A 14,501-nucleotide genomic window follows, 5' to 3' on the forward strand; every position below is an offset into this window, starting at 1 on the left:
ATTCATTTCTACACTTATACACAGTCCCTTGGACTTCTTCATACAATTCTTTAATCATAATTTTCCCCTTTCTAGATACAGTCTAACAGATTAGAAACACTTTTGGTACATTTCATCCATTCTGCACCCTTTAGCTCCTCAACTGCACAAAAAAGAGAGGTCTTGCCTCTCTTTGGGTTATTTTTCATCATTCATTTTTGACTTTACTTCATCATAAGATAATGCATGAGATTCCTCTTCTACTGCTTCAGGCATCTTTCCTGTTTCATAGAGAGATTTAATTTGTGTACTATCCAATGTTTCGTATTTCAATAGTGCTTCTGCAATCAACTTGTGAGTTTCACGATTTGACTGAATAATTTCAGCAGCTTTATTTCGTGCTTCATTCAATAATAAACGAACCTCTTCGTCAATTTCATAAGCTGTTTGTTCTGAAATTGATTTTTGAGGGCTTTGTGCACCAAACATAGCATGATTTCCTTCATATTGAACTGGACCAAGTTTTTCACTCATACCGTACTCTGTAACCATTGCACGCGCCATTTGTGTCGCCTGTTCAAAGTCGTTTGAAGCTCCTGTAGTTTGGACATTAAAGATAATTTCTTCAGCTACACGTCCACCCATTAAACCAGCCAATTGCTCTTTCATATCTTCTTTAGATAGAAGCATTTGATCTTCCTTAGGAAGTGCAATCATGTAACCCCCTGCACGACCTCTTGGTACAATTGTAACCTTATGAACAACGCGGGCATTCGATAAGACTAGGCCAACAATGGTATGTCCTGCCTCATGGTAGGCAACCAATTCACGTTCTTTTTGTGAAACTGTCTTATCTTTCTTAGAAGGTCCAGCAATCACTCTATCTTCTGCTTCATCAATATCTGAAGCATCAATTATCGATTTATTGCGACGAGCAGCAACCAAGGCTGCTTCATTCAAGACATTCTCTAAATCAGCACCAACAAAGCCTGGAGTTTGTTGAGCCACTAATTTCAAATCAACATCTTCTGCTAAAGGCTTGTTCTTAGCATGAACTTTCAAGATTGCTTCACGACCTTTAACATCAGGGCGACCAACCAATACTTTTCTATCAAAACGTCCTGGACGTAAAAGGGCCGGGTCTAGTACATCTGAACGGTTTGTCGCAGCAATGACGATAATCCCTTCATTTCCCTCAAAACCATCCATCTCAATCAATAGTTGGTTCAAGGTTTGCTCACGTTCATCATTTCCTCCACCGAGGCCGACACCACGTTGGCGACCAACAGCATCAATTTCATCGATAAAGATAATAGCTGGCGCTGCTTTTTTGGCATCTTCAAAAAGAGAACGAACACGACTAGCTCCAACTCCGACAAACATTTCTACAAAATCAGAACCTGAGATACTCAAGAATGGAACACCTGCTTCTCCGGCGACTGCTTTAGCAAGCAAAGTTTTACCTGTTCCCGGAGGTCCCTCCAGAAGGACACCTGCTGGAATACGAGCCCCAAGTTTTGTAAATCGTTTTGGATCTTTTAAGAATTCAACAACTTCAACTAGTTCTTGTTTTTCTTCCTCAGCTCCAGCAACATCTGAAAATCTTACTTTAATATCTTCTTTATTTGCAGCTTTAGCCTTACTACGTCCAAAACTCATTGGATTACGGCCATTTCCTCCTCCCATATTTCCCATCATAGAGAATAGGAAGAAGAATAAAATTCCAAATGGCACAATGGATACGAGTAGATTAATCCACATACCACTTGAACTTTCATGCTTAACAGTTACTTCTGCTTTATGGTCAGTAGCAAGTTTTTGCAATTCTGATACGGTAGTATCTGCAGGAAGAATAGTGCTGGTAAATTTCTCTACCTTAGTAACAGATGGCGTGAAAAACTGAATGCCTGTTTCTTCTCTACTTGTTTTAGGATTTTTATAAACACCCGAAACTTCGATAACACTGCCATTTGGTTGGTAGGTTAATTCTTTTACATTGTCATCGGTAATTTCTTTTACCAATTCTGTATAATTAATTTGCTCACTTTTCCCTGCAACACTACCTGTACTAAAATACTGGTAAGCTGTAACTAGGAAAAAAATAAGTAATAACCATAGAAATGGATTTTTAATTAAACCATTATTTTGTTTTTTCATTAAAAATTATTCTTTCTAATTTGAATACACGTCTTCTTTCAATACTCCAACATAAGGAAGATTACGATAATTTTCTTTGTAGTCTAAACCATAACCTACTACAAACTCATTTGGGATAGTAAAGCAGGTATAGTCTGCCTCAATTTCTACAACACGTCCTTCTGGTTTATCCAACAAGGTTGCAATCTTAACAGAAGCTGCTTCTCTTGCAATAAACATATCTCGCAAATTCTTCAAAGTTTGACCTGTATCAATGATATCTTCTACAAATAGAACATGTCTTCCTTTGATATCTTGAGTCACATCTTGTTTAATATTGATAACACCACTACTTGCTGTTCCACCATGGTAGCTAGAAACCATCATGAAGTCCATTTCAATATGTGTATCAATATGTTTAACCAATTCAGCCATAAAAGGAATAGATCCTTTTAAAATCCCGACTAAGATTGGATTTTTTCCTGCATAGTCTTTAGTGAGTTGAGCACCTAATTTTTTAGCAGCTTCTGTAATTTCATCGTGTGAAACGAGAATTTTTTTAATATCGTTTTCTAACATTTTTTTACCTATCTATTTTTTCTATATAAAGTACAGTGTTCATTATATCATTTTTCGTGTTTTTACTCAAATTACTGGTCGCAATTCCCAAAATTGAGACAATTTCACCAAATTGCTCAATAATCAGAGCAGATTTTCGCTTTTCCATAGGGATTTTCAAATCAATAAATAAACGTCTGAGTTTTTTTCTATGCCCATTTTGAATCAAAACATCTCCTGTTTTTCGATGACGAATGTGTATGGATGTTTCACGTGAAACAGGTATTTGTTGAATTGATTCACCTTCTAATGGAAGTCCAAAAGAAAATAAATATCCTTGATAAGCTACCTGATTTTGATAGTGTAACACAAGTTCATCTTCCTTTTCATCAGCCTGCGGACTGATTTTACAAATCTGAAACTGTTGGTACTCTTTTATCAATTCATAGCCATTTTTAATCGGATGACGATACTGGCTTTTAGATTTTAAAATCTGCTGAACTTCAGCAAACTGAGCTTTTGTAAGATTCAAATCTGGAAAACGATTCAGATAAGTTTGAAGTAAAACTCTTTGTGTAGACTCAGAGTAAGAAAATAACTGCTGTAAATCTTCCACATTAATATTGTTAGATAATTCAGCTATTGCCAAATCATAATCTAAAATTTCATTGCCAATGCCTAAGATTGCATCCCTAAATCGAGGATTTTCTTTTTCCAATTCTGGTAAGTAAGAGTTTCGAATACGATTTCGAAAATAATGATTCTCCTGATTTGATGTATCTTCAAAGTGAAAAATTGGTGGAAAGTCTTTTTTCTGGAAATGCAAGAAGGGCCGAATAAGTTCTATCTCTCCGACTACTTGCTTCTCCTTAATTCCTGATAGATAGCGCAAGCGAGTTCCTCGAATCAAGCGCATCAAAATCGTTTCCACCTGATCATCCGCATGGTGGGCAGTGACTAAAGCTGTCGCACCTGTCTTTTTCATAACCTCTTGAAAAAAATCATAACGAAAATTTCGTGCACGCGCTTCTGAAAATTCTCCTGAAAAATTGCTGATATAAATAGGAAGCTCTGCTTCAGCAGCCAACTTCCTTAATTCCTTTTCTTCCCAATCTGATTCAATTCTCTGCTTATGATTCACATGAGCCAGAATCAATTCAATCTCTAACTCTTTTTGATAAGTAGACAATACCTTAAATAGAAACATAGAATCTAATCCACCAGAAAGAGCTAGAACCGCCTTAGCATGCTTTTTGAAATATCCCTTCTTAAGAAAATGATTTAAAAAATCTTGTTCCCTCATTTTAGAACCTCATAAACATCCTTGGCTATCTGAGAAATCGTATCATAATCAGAATTCTTAGTGAAAATAGAAAGAATAAATGGAGAATCTGCGTAGACAACACCCGTATCATGCTTAAATTCGTCCGCATCCCCAATTTTATGAGCTACCTTCACAGAAACACCTTTGGCAATTCGCTGATTATCAAAATCTGTTTTAGTCAAAGACTCTAGCACAAATCCATTTTGGTTATAAATAGCTTCCATGACCTTCCCGGCCATCTTGGAAGAAATCAATTTTTCTTTTAGATCCCAATCATCTCCCATAATGGCAGACATCTTGGATTTGAATGTGGCATCAGATTGGTTTGAAATGTAATAACCCAATAGATTATGAGCTACATTATCAGATTCTTTAGATACTTTTGTGATTAAGTCCTTGAGAGAATACTCTTTATTATCCTCTTTTTTAGGAAGACTACCACTTCCTTCTGGTTTATAAGAACCTGGAAAATCATTGACTGCTGATACGTATTTTACAGTCGTATCTAACTGATAAAGACCCTCATTTATTTTTTCTTGCGCATAATAGAGATAAGGGAGTTTCAAAATACTAGCTGCATACATCTTTTCATCTTGATTGATACCAGCTTCTTTTCCATTAGTCAGTTGCTTAACATAAATAGAGAATGAATTCTTCTGATATTTTTCAGATAACATTTCTTGAACTTTACTCATCCGATTATCTTCTTCAGAAGTTGATTCCTTATCTACCCATCCAGCCTGATCAATATGTAGAAATTCTTTTCCTTCTACAAACATGGTCTTATCGATTGATACTTGCGAATAAGCTGATGAGGATGATTTCACTTCTTTTAAATCATAAGGGCTATTATACAGTTTAAAGTCAGATTCTAACCATACTTGTTTTATTGTTGGAGTCACCTCTGACTGATCATATAAAAATCGTTTGTCTGCAGCAATAAATTGATGGTTGGATAGCTTAAATACCGGAATTCCTTGTTTATTTAAACGCCACTCGGTTATTTGAAAACTTGTTTTGGGAGTTAATTTTCCAGATTCCACTACTAAATCTTCATTCGCATAAACAGGAACCTCTCCATAAACCATAGGAGAACTTAATTTTTCTCTAAAATAAATACCAAAGTCAGATTGTGAAAGGTAATAAATTTCTTTCGAAGTATAGACGACTTCTTTTTCTGTGCTAACAACTTTTGAAATGGTCAAAAAACTTGGTAGCAACAAAATAATTAAGAATTTACGCATTCTTCCTTTCCTTTTCTTCTTGTAAACGCAATAATTGATTTTTATCAGCCAATTCTTCCAGCTTTTCATCTGACAAACTCAAAAATTGCTCTATTACGTCTAGTAAATTTTCCATTTTATCACCTTTGAAGCAAGTCAGGAATCGTATAAACTATTTCCCTCGACTTAGAATAATAGTACTTCGCTCGTGTATATTTGGCAGCATAATCCTCATCTTTCAACTTGGTAGCAAATGCTGTCTCCTTATCCTTTTCATCACTCAAAGTTTGATACTGAGTTTGCAATTCTGATAGTTGCTGACGTCGTTGGAGTAATTGCTGATAACTCTGCGCTAAATTAAAAGTTGGCAAGATAAATAATAGCATAATCAAAATCAATACCCACCCCATAAAACGATTCCGTTTTTGTCGTTCTTTCATCAGGTAGCGACGACGTTGATATTCATTTTGGATAAAAGAATTATTCAATTGTACGATATTTTTAGACATTTTCTTCTACCCGTGTTTCACTGATAATTTCATACATGCCTGCTGCATCTTCTTTTTTTGTACTATCTTTCATCTCTAGTACTTTGACAAGTAGCAACTTATTGCCAAAGCGAATTTCAACTTGGTCATTAACTTTCAAGTCCGTTGAACTTTTGGCCAAGATTCCATTCACCTTGATTCTACCTTTATCTGCTACTTCCTTTGCGACTGTACGACGCTTGATAATTCGCGATACTTTTAAATATTTGTCTAATCTCATCCTTATTACCTCAACTTATTATTGTACCATTTTTATCTATTTTATAGAAGAAAAATATCAAATGGAATTTTCTTTCTTAGACTCTTTTATCTTTAATAAACTTTCTCCAAAAATCAGCAGACCTTCTAAAATTTCATAATCTTTCTTATTTTGGACATCAAATACAAGCTCCATTAATCCCTTATTCTCAGCGATGCCTGCTTTTAAGTTCGTTGCGGATAAAGCTTTAAAATAATCTTGAGCCAAAAACAGTCGTTGAGTGACTTTTTCAAATTGAACTGTAATTTTATTATCTTTTCTTTCCACACGTTGAACAAAGACCTTGTCAAGATAAGACTTAACCAAACCAATCTCTAAAAGATAGGCTACTACATCTGGGTATTCTCCAAAACGGTCCATCAGCTCTTCTTGTAACTCCTCATAATTGACACGGTTGTCAATTTGACGAATTTTCTTGTAAATTTCAATCTTATGTCGTTGATCAGAAATATAAGTATCAGGAAGATAGGCATCAATTTGCAAAATCAACTCAGCATTCCCTTTGGTTCTTGTGTTAGTGTTAGCATTACCGTTTCGTTTAGCAATAGCTTCCTCTAGTAACTGCGAATACAATTCAAAACCAACAGAATCAATGAAACCAGACTGGGATTTTCCTAGGAGATTTCCTGCTCCACGAATCGAAAGATCTCGCATAGCAATCTTAAATCCGGATCCCAATTCTGTAAATCCTTTGATTGCCTCTAATCTCTTTTCAGAGACTTCACTGATTGATTTTTCTGGACGATACATGAGGTAGGCATAAGCAATACGATTACTACGACCGACTCTTCCTCTTAACTGATACAAGGTTGACAAGCCCATATGGTCCGCATTTTCAATAAATAAAGTATTAGCATTTGGAATGTCCACCCCTGTCTCAATAATGGTAGTCGTCACCAAAATATCGTATTGTCCCTCAATAAAGTCTAGTAGAGTATTTTCCAACTGTATTTCACTCATTCGACCATGAACGTAACCAATCGAAGCCTCTGGAATCAACTCCTGTAATTCTGAAACCTTCTGGTCAATCGTGTCAACTTTGTTGTAAAGGTAGTAAACTTGACCTCCACGCTCCATTTCACGTAAGACAGCATCACGAATGACACTATCATTCTTTTCTAAAACATAGGTTTGCACTGGATAACGATTAGTCGGCGGAGTTTCAATAACAGACAAATCTCTGATTCCCAGCATAGACATATGAAGGGTACGAGGGATTGGAGTAGCTGTCAAGGTTAGGACATCCACTTGTTTCTTCAGTTCTTTCAAGGTTTCCTTATGCTTGACACCAAATCGCTGTTCCTCATCAATAATCATCAAGCCCAAATCAGCAAACACAACATCTTTTGACAAAACACGATGGGTTCCAATCAAAATATCAACTTGACCCTTTTTCAATTTTTCAAGTGTTGCAGTCTGCTCTTTTTTACTTCTAAAGCGACTCAACACATCAATATTAACTGCAAAATTTTGGAACCGTTCCTTAAAATTCGTATAGTGCTGTTGCGCTAAAACCGTCGTCGGAACTAGAACGACAACTTGTTTGTGATCATTGACTGCCTTAAAAGCTGCACGCATTGCAACTTCAGTCTTTCCAAAACCAACATCCCCAACTAAAAGTCGATCCATTGGCTGAGAAGCTTGCATATCTCTCTTGATTTCCTCAATACTACGAAGTTGATCATCCGTTTCAACATAAGGGAAAGCATCATCAAAAGCATCTTGCTCTTCATCATCGGCTGAGAAAGCAAAGCCCTTCAACTGACTGCGTTCAGAATAGAGTTTGATTAAATCATCAGCTATATCCTCTACCTGGTTCTTAACTTTTTGCTTGGCCTTTTTAAAATGACCGTCATTTAATTTATTGAGTTTAGGAGCTTTCCCATCACTTGAAATATATTTGGACAGTAGATGAATCTGTTCCACTGGTATGGAGATTTGATCCCCATTTTGATACTGGACACTGACATAATCACGGTGAATCCCCTTAATTTCAATGGTTTCAATTCCTAGATATTGACCAATCCCATGAATATGGTGAACAACGTAATCCCCTTTTTCAAGTTCATTATAATCTTTTAAGCGCTCTGCATTTGAAACATGTTGTCTTCTAAAACGACGTTTTAATTTCTTTTGAAAAATCTCATGTTCAGTAATCACCAGAATTTTTTCATCTACAAAATGAAAACCATGTCTGAGGTTACCCTCAATTAAGTTTACAGATTGTTGACAGATTCTTGACTTATCTCTAGAATCCAATTTAATCTGGTATTCCTCTAAAACATCCTCCAATGCTTTACTTCCCATTAAATTGCTAGACTGCAGGATAATAGTATAATTCATTTTTTTGTATCGTTCAATTTCTTCTTTTAGAAAAGAAAACTGATTGAAAAATTCCTGCATAGGATATTGATTGAATTGATAAATTTTGTCAAATTTGAGATTTCCTAAACCTTTTTGAAGATTAGAGAAAAAGGTCACTGGACTTTGTTTTTTATAGATTTGTTCAATATCAGCAAAATACTGCATATCAGAAAATGCTTTACTATTCTGTAATTCTTCTGTAAAGTACTGCGCTAATTCTCTTTCAAAGACTTCATACTGATTCATTAATTTTTGGTAATCATCAAAGAATATTGGAGTATCTTTTTCAATATAGTCAAATACAGTCCATGTCTTATCATAGCATAAAGATAAAAATTTCCGTGAATCAGAATGAATTTGTTTTTGGTGAAAACTTGAAAGAATTTCTTCTAAGTATGATTTTAAAATAGGTGATAACGTTTTTGAAATTTGTTTTTCTAAAGCTGACTGACCTCGTTGATAATCCTTTTCTCTCAAAAGCATATCACTAGCTGGAAAGATGGTGAGTTCTGTCTTATTTTCTTTCGATAATTGTGTTTCTACTTCAAATGACCTAATACTATCAATTTCATCACCAAAAAACTCAATTCGGCAAGGTTCTAACTGGGATATTTCAAAAATATCTAAAATATCTCCTCGCAAACTAAATTCGCCCTGAGTTTGTACTTGAGTGACTTTTCGATAGCCATTTTCCTTTAACTGATGGATAAACGCATGTTGGTCATATTCTTCACCAACTGAGATTTTTACAATACTATCCTTGAATACATTTGGAGACGGTAAAATCAATCGACTTGCTGCGATATTACAAACTAAAATCCCTCTCTTAAATGAAGCAGTCAAAAAACGCAAGGCTTCAACCCGTGAAATGATTTTTTCTTGTGAAGACATCAAAAACTCGACCATAGGGGAGTCATCTACCAAAAATGGATAGACAAATTCCTCACCCAAGATAGAAATAAGATCACTAACCAGTCCTTCTGCCTCTCCATAAGTGGACGTCAGTAACACAATCTTATCTTCTTTTTCTAAACTGCTTGCAATTGCAAGAGCCTTAGTAGACGTTGATAAACCAAGTATTAGTTGTCTTTTCTTATCTGTCAGATTTTGATGCCATTTTTTAATCTGATCATTTTCTGAGAATAAGTCTAATAAGGTCACCATTTATCCATTATACCTCTGCATTGTTTTCTCAAAATTTTTCTCTTGTAAATAGTAGTTTACAGAATCGTCAACCTTGTCAATAGACTGTAAAATATCAATATAATCATCCTTGTCAAACTTACTCAAAACATGGTGAACAACTGACATACCATTTTTAGGTCTTCCGATTCCAATCTTAACACGATTAAAGACCTGAGTTCCAATATGTTGAATAATAGACTTAATACCATTGTGACCACCTGCTGAGCCCTTTGCTCTTAAACGAATCTTTCCAACTTCCATGTCAAGATCATCGTAAATGATGAGTAAATCTTCAATATTCAAACCATAGTAAGTCAATAAAGCATGAACCGCTTTTCCACTTTCATTCATAAAGGTCGTTGGTTTGACAAGATAAATTTTTTCTCCATTTAGGAAAAAGGATGCTAGGTCAGCTTGAAATATCTTATCATGTGTAAAAGTGACATTCTGTTTCTTCGCTAGTTGGTCAATCAACATAAATCCAACATTGTGTTTTGTTTCAAAATATTTATCCCCTGGATTTCCCAAGCCTACAAGTAATTTGGTCATTTATTTTTCCTTTCAAAAGCCAAAAGGGTTGGAATTTTTTTCCAACCTAATTGACACCATTTATTAATTTTTTAGACATTAAAGCGAAATTCCATGATATCGCCATCTTGAACGATATATTCTTTTCCTTCTTCACGCAAGCGTCCAGCTTCTTTTACCGCTTTTTCAGATCCGTATTTCACTAGATCCTCATATGACATGGTTACTGCACGAATAAAGCCTTTTTCAAAGTCTGAGTGGATAATCCCAGCTGCTTGAGGAGCCTTCATACCACGTTTGAAAGTCCAAGCGCGAACCTCTTTTTCACCAGCTGTGAAGTAAGTTCCCAATCCAAGTAAGTGGTAAGCTGCACGCGTCAACTTATCTACACCTGATTCTGTCAAACCAATGGCTTCAAGAAACTCTTTTTTATCATCATCGTCTAACTCAGAAATTTCTTCCTCAGCACGCGCAGAAATAACGACTACTTCAGCATTTTCGGTCGCTGCAAATTCACGAATTTGTTTGACATAGTCGATAGAGTCAGGTTCTGAAACCACATCCTCGTCAACATTAGCAACATAAAGAACTGGTTTTGTCGTCAAAAGGAAAAGACCTTTTACAACCTTTTGTTCCTCATCTGTAAATTCGATGGTGCGAGCTGATTTTCCATCTTCAAGGACTGGTTTAATCTTTTGAAGAACATTGAATTCTGCTACTGATTCTTTATCTTTTTGCGTGCGTGCCATCTTTTCTACACGCGCATAACGCTTATTGACTGATTCTAAGTCTGCAAGAATCAATTCCAGGTTAATGGTGTCAATATCTGCAAGTGAATCCACAAAGGCGTCTTCACGTCCTTGCTCGCGCATCACATTTTCATCATCAAAAGCACGAACTACGTGAACAATCGCATCTACTTCACGAATATTGGCTAAGAATTTATTCCCTAGCCCTTCTCCTTTTGAAGCTCCTTTTACAATCCCTGCAATATCTGTAAATTCAAATGTTGTTGGCACTGTCTTTTTAGGAGTAATCATTTCAGTTAGTTTTTGTAGGCGTTCATCTGGAACTTCAACCATTCCAACGTTTGGATCAATCGTCGCAAATGGGTAGTTTGCTGCCTCTGCTCCTGCTTTTGTAATTGCATTAAATAGTGTTGATTTACCAACGTTTGGCAAACCAACGATACCTGCTGTCAAAGCCATATTTCTCATTCTCCGTTTTCATTTCAATCCCTAATATTATAACACAAAAAGGGATAAAGTGCTAACCCTCTAACTAAGGGTTCTCAGTCAATAATTTTATTCATTTTTCGATCAAAATCATAGCGTCCCATCATGACAACATGGTCACAATTACTGCATTTTATTTTGATATCTGCTCCTACACGTGTAATTTCCCAACGATTGGCCTTTTTACCTGTTGACTTGATGGTGCAAGCATGTGGTTTTTTCATTTCAACAAAATTTCCAACTTGATACATACTATTCTCCTTTTCTTTTTCGATTATATCATAAAAGAGGCGAGCTAAGCTCAACCTCTTTCACTTAATTTGTACGAACTGGTGTAATGAGCTGCATGAAGTCTTCGTCAGTATCTGCTGGCACAAGAGTAAATGGACGAACAGCTGAGATAAAGCTAATGGTAACCTTTTCGCTATTTAAAGCTTTAAGAGAATCAATTAAGTAAGTTGGGTTGAAACTAATGGTCAAATCTTCACCAGTAACCTGATCAGTATCGATTTCTTCGTTTACTTTACCAACTTCTGGAGAGTGAACATGGGCGCTAACAATACCACCTTTAATTTCAAGTTTCACAGTACCATTTTGAGTCGCACTTGATAAAAGACGAGCACGCTCCATTGACTGGCGTAAGTTTACCACATCAAAAGTAATAGTAGTGTTAAAGTCTGTTGGAATCAAGCGATCTGTATCAGGATAGTTTCCTTCTAGGAGACGAGTATAGAAGCTAATATTTTCGCTTCTAAAGAGGATTTGGTTATTGGCAAAGAAAATCTCTACAGTTTCGATATCATCTGTAAATACCACTGAAAATTCGCGTAGAGAACGGCTAGGAATCACGACATCAAAATCATCACTATTTTTCTCAAGCATTAATTTTTTCTGGCTTAGACGATGAGAGTCTGTTGCCACTGTTTTTAGCTCCTTATGCTGACTCAATACAAAATGAACACCTGTTAAAATTGGACGACTTTCTTGTGTACTTGCAGCAAAAGCTGTTTCATTGATAATTTTCTTGAGCAATTTTGTTTCAAGAACCAAAGGAGTGCTTGCTGAAATTTCTTGGATTCGTGGATACTGTTCACTATCTTTTCCTTTTAAGGTAATTTCTGATTTGCCGCTGGTTAAAACAATTTGATTTTGTTCAATTTCTTTAAAATCAAGAGTTACATCAGGTAGGCTAGATACCACATTGATAAAGAAAGAAGCTTCAAGAAGGATCGAACCTAAAGAAGTAATTAATAGACCAGCATCTTCATTTTTTTGAGAAATAAAATTTTCAATTGAAATTTGACCATTTGAACCAATTAAAGTAACACCTTCATTGGTCACGTCAATTTTGACAGTTGATAAAATAGGAATGGCATTTTTAGAACTAATAGCTCTTTTAGTTGTATTTAAGGCTTGTAGAAATAAATTTTTATTAATTGAAAAATGAATCATGGATTCTCCTTTATTTATTTTTAGTATTAGAAGGATAATAGTAATAATAGAGTCTGTGAAATCTGTGGAAAACAGACTTTAAACAAGTCATATCAAGTTTTTTGGCTTGTTTAAAAAATGTGGATAAAAAAGATAATAAAGTAAAAGTTATCCACAACTTATTTGATTTTCTTTTTGATTGATTCAATTTCTAAGCGTAAATTATCGTCTTCATCAATCAAAGATTTAATTTTAGCATGGGCATGAATAACTGTTGTATGATCTTTTCCACCAAATTCCTTCCCAATTTTTGGAAGACTATTATCTGTTAGTTCTCTAGATAAATACATGGCTACTTGACGGGCTAACACAATGTTTTGAAGGCGTCTGCTTCCCTTCATTTCTTTGACACTAACTCCATAGAAGTTACCAACTTCATTTTGGATTTTGTCAATTGGGATGACGAGCATTTGGCTAACATCTTGTTTTCGAGCTCTAATAGCTTCTGCAGCAATATCAATAGTGATATCCTTGATATTTTTTACTCTGGCAATTAAAGTGATGTCGTTTATGGCTCCCTCAAGATCTCGAACATTTGAATCAAATTGCCCAGCTAGGTATTCTAGAGTATCACTTTGGAAATTGTAGCCTAAATGTTCCGTTTTACTTTGTAAAATGGCAATGCGTGTTTCAAAGTCAGGGGGTGTGATAGTTTGTGTCAATCCCCAACTAAAGCGCGTGACAAGCCTCTCCTCGAGCCCTTCTAAATGTTTTGGACTACGATCACTGGTTAGGACAATCTGTTTTTGCTTGTCATGAAGGGCGTTAAAGGTATTGAAAAATTCTTCCTGAGTTGCGACTTTTTTTCCGCTGAGTGACTGGATATCATCGATTAACAAAAGATCAAGACTACGATAGGTTTTTTTAAATTTTTCCATTTCCCCAAGTCTTAGGTGATCAAGAAAGTCATTAATAAAGCTTTCAGCAGGTATGTATTTGACACGTGCATTTGGAATATTTTTTAGAATTTCATTTCCAATAGCGTTTAATAAGTGAGTCTTACCAAGGCCTGGTCCTCCATAGATAAAAAGAGGGTTATAGGTCAGAGCCAAATCTTCAGAGACAGCTAAAGCGGCTGATACAGCCCAAACATTTCCATCCCCTTGAATAAAGTTATCAAAGGTATACTTTTCTTTTAATCCCGTATCTGAATAAGGAATAGATACTAACTTTGGACTATAGTCATAAAGAGTTAAATTTGTAGCTTCTTCAACTTGTGAGCTAGTCGTATCTTGAGGTTTGGTGAAAATATAGTGGGGAGTTATTTCAGCGTCATAAATTTCAAAACCAGCTACTACAATAATATCTTTTAGTTGTTTTTCCCAGACCATTTCCATTTCAGAGCGAGGTAGAAATATAGTGGCAACATTTTCCTCTACCTTGATGAGTTCAGCTTGAATAGCATAGAAATCATACATGGATCGAGTCAGTCTTTCTTGTGCAAATTCTAATATACGATTCCAAAATTGTTTTTCTTTCAATCTTTTCTCCTCCTTTACTATTTAAAAGTTTAATACTAGAGATATTTTACCATAGATAGCAAGAATTTTCCATAAGCTGTGAAAAATAATCCACAATGTTACCAAACTTTATCCACAGGTTGGGGATAAAAGAAGAAATTATTGATTTATTAAGCTTTTTATCGAAAAACATAGTGGATAACCTTGTGAG

At 35.5% G+C, this 14,501-nt stretch carries 13 protein-coding genes; all 13 read right to left on the reverse strand.

The annotated features are described in order from the left end of the window. Positions 1 to 177: 177 nt before the first annotated feature. Positions 178 to 2,136: an ATP-dependent zinc metalloprotease FtsH gene (ftsH, locus tag HT671_RS00815; RefSeq protein ID WP_000744568.1), complete on the reverse strand. Its 1,959-nt coding sequence runs from the start codon at positions 2,134 to 2,136 to the stop codon at positions 178 to 180. 15 nt (positions 2,137 to 2,151) lie between these two features. Next, positions 2,152 to 2,694: a hypoxanthine phosphoribosyltransferase gene (gene hpt, locus HT671_RS00820; RefSeq protein WP_000892174.1), complete on the reverse strand. Its 543-nt coding sequence runs from the start codon at positions 2,692 to 2,694 to the stop codon at positions 2,152 to 2,154. A 4-nt stretch (positions 2,695 to 2,698) separates the two neighbouring features. Beyond that, complete coding sequence (gene tilS, locus HT671_RS00825) at positions 2,699 to 3,976, reverse strand: tRNA lysidine(34) synthetase TilS (RefSeq protein ID WP_172923001.1); 1,278 nt, start codon at positions 3,974 to 3,976, stop codon at positions 2,699 to 2,701. After that, positions 3,973 to 5,241, reverse strand: a complete 1,269-nt coding sequence (locus HT671_RS00830; protein ID WP_138700408.1) for a serine hydrolase — start codon at positions 5,239 to 5,241, stop codon at positions 3,973 to 3,975. The genes tilS and HT671_RS00830 overlap by 4 nt, the downstream gene beginning before the upstream one ends. Next, the gene (locus HT671_RS11855) at positions 5,234 to 5,356 is read right to left on the reverse strand and encodes an SP_0009 family protein (RefSeq protein WP_000429334.1); all 123 of its coding nucleotides are present in this window, start codon (positions 5,354 to 5,356) and stop codon (positions 5,234 to 5,236) included. The genes HT671_RS00830 and HT671_RS11855 overlap by 8 nt, the downstream gene beginning before the upstream one ends. A 4-nt stretch (positions 5,357 to 5,360) precedes the next feature. After that, a complete protein-coding gene (locus HT671_RS00835) occupies positions 5,361 to 5,729 on the reverse strand; it encodes a septum formation initiator family protein (RefSeq protein WP_000041914.1) in 369 nt (122 codons plus the stop codon). Then, the gene (locus HT671_RS00840; RefSeq protein WP_001234978.1) at positions 5,722 to 5,988 is read right to left on the reverse strand and encodes an RNA-binding S4 domain-containing protein; all 267 of its coding nucleotides are present in this window, start codon (positions 5,986 to 5,988) and stop codon (positions 5,722 to 5,724) included. Before HT671_RS00840 ends, HT671_RS00835 begins: the two co-directional genes overlap by 8 nt. A gap of 57 nt (positions 5,989 to 6,045) precedes the next feature. Continuing rightward, on the reverse strand, positions 6,046 to 9,555 hold the full coding sequence (gene mfd, locus HT671_RS00845; protein WP_172923002.1) for a transcription-repair coupling factor: 3,510 nt from the start codon (positions 9,553 to 9,555) through the stop codon (positions 6,046 to 6,048). Next, the gene (gene pth, locus HT671_RS00850; protein ID WP_172923003.1) at positions 9,556 to 10,125 is read right to left on the reverse strand and encodes an aminoacyl-tRNA hydrolase; all 570 of its coding nucleotides are present in this window, start codon (positions 10,123 to 10,125) and stop codon (positions 9,556 to 9,558) included. 71 nt (positions 10,126 to 10,196) lie between these two features. Further along, the gene (gene ychF, locus HT671_RS00855) at positions 10,197 to 11,312 is read right to left on the reverse strand and encodes a redox-regulated ATPase YchF (RefSeq protein ID WP_172923007.1); all 1,116 of its coding nucleotides are present in this window, start codon (positions 11,310 to 11,312) and stop codon (positions 10,197 to 10,199) included. Between the two features lie 83 nt (positions 11,313 to 11,395). Continuing rightward, positions 11,396 to 11,590, reverse strand: coding sequence for a DUF951 family protein (locus HT671_RS00860; RefSeq protein WP_000285186.1), 195 nt, complete (start codon positions 11,588 to 11,590; stop codon positions 11,396 to 11,398). A gap of 64 nt (positions 11,591 to 11,654) precedes the next feature. Beyond that, a complete protein-coding gene (dnaN, locus tag HT671_RS00865; protein ID WP_023940601.1) occupies positions 11,655 to 12,791 on the reverse strand; it encodes a DNA polymerase III subunit beta in 1,137 nt (378 codons plus the stop codon). Positions 12,792 to 12,949: 158 nt separating this feature from the next. Next, complete coding sequence (gene dnaA, locus HT671_RS00870) at positions 12,950 to 14,311, reverse strand: chromosomal replication initiator protein DnaA (RefSeq protein ID WP_023936251.1); 1,362 nt, start codon at positions 14,309 to 14,311, stop codon at positions 12,950 to 12,952. Positions 14,312 to 14,501: the final 190 nt, after the last annotated feature.

The organism is Streptococcus sp. 2741, from assembly GCF_013276315.1.
Lineage (GTDB): Bacteria > Bacillota > Bacilli > Lactobacillales > Streptococcaceae > Streptococcus > Streptococcus pseudopneumoniae.

Excerpts from the sequence above, each read along its gene's own strand:
- mfd (WP_172923002.1), bottom strand. The coding sequence starts at position 9,555 with ATGGTGACCTTATTAGACTTATTCTCAGAAAATGATCAGATTAAAAAA.
- HT671_RS00830 (WP_138700408.1), bottom strand. The coding sequence starts at position 5,241 with ATGCGTAAATTCTTAATTATTTTGTTGCTACCAAGTTTTTTGACCATT.
- pth (WP_172923003.1), bottom strand. The coding sequence starts at position 10,125 with ATGACCAAATTACTTGTAGGCTTGGGAAATCCAGGGGATAAATATTTT.
- HT671_RS00835 (WP_000041914.1), bottom strand. The coding sequence starts at position 5,729 with ATGTCTAAAAATATCGTACAATTGAATAATTCTTTTATCCAAAATGAA.
- HT671_RS11855 (WP_000429334.1), bottom strand. The coding sequence starts at position 5,356 with ATGGAAAATTTACTAGACGTAATAGAGCAATTTTTGAGTTTGTCAGAT.
- tilS (WP_172923001.1), bottom strand. The coding sequence starts at position 3,976 with ATGAGGGAACAAGATTTTTTAAATCATTTTCTTAAGAAGGGATATTTC.
- ftsH (WP_000744568.1), bottom strand. The coding sequence starts at position 2,136 with ATGAAAAAACAAAATAATGGTTTAATTAAAAATCCATTTCTATGGTTA.
- dnaN (WP_023940601.1), bottom strand. The coding sequence starts at position 12,791 with ATGATTCATTTTTCAATTAATAAAAATTTATTTCTACAAGCCTTAAAT.
- ychF (WP_172923007.1), bottom strand. The coding sequence starts at position 11,312 with ATGGCTTTGACAGCAGGTATCGTTGGTTTGCCAAACGTTGGTAAATCA.
- hpt (WP_000892174.1), bottom strand. The coding sequence starts at position 2,694 with ATGTTAGAAAACGATATTAAAAAAATTCTCGTTTCACACGATGAAATT.
- HT671_RS00860 (WP_000285186.1), bottom strand. The coding sequence starts at position 11,590 with ATGTATCAAGTTGGAAATTTTGTTGAAATGAAAAAACCACATGCTTGC.
- HT671_RS00840 (WP_001234978.1), bottom strand. The coding sequence starts at position 5,988 with ATGAGATTAGACAAATATTTAAAAGTATCGCGAATTATCAAGCGTCGT.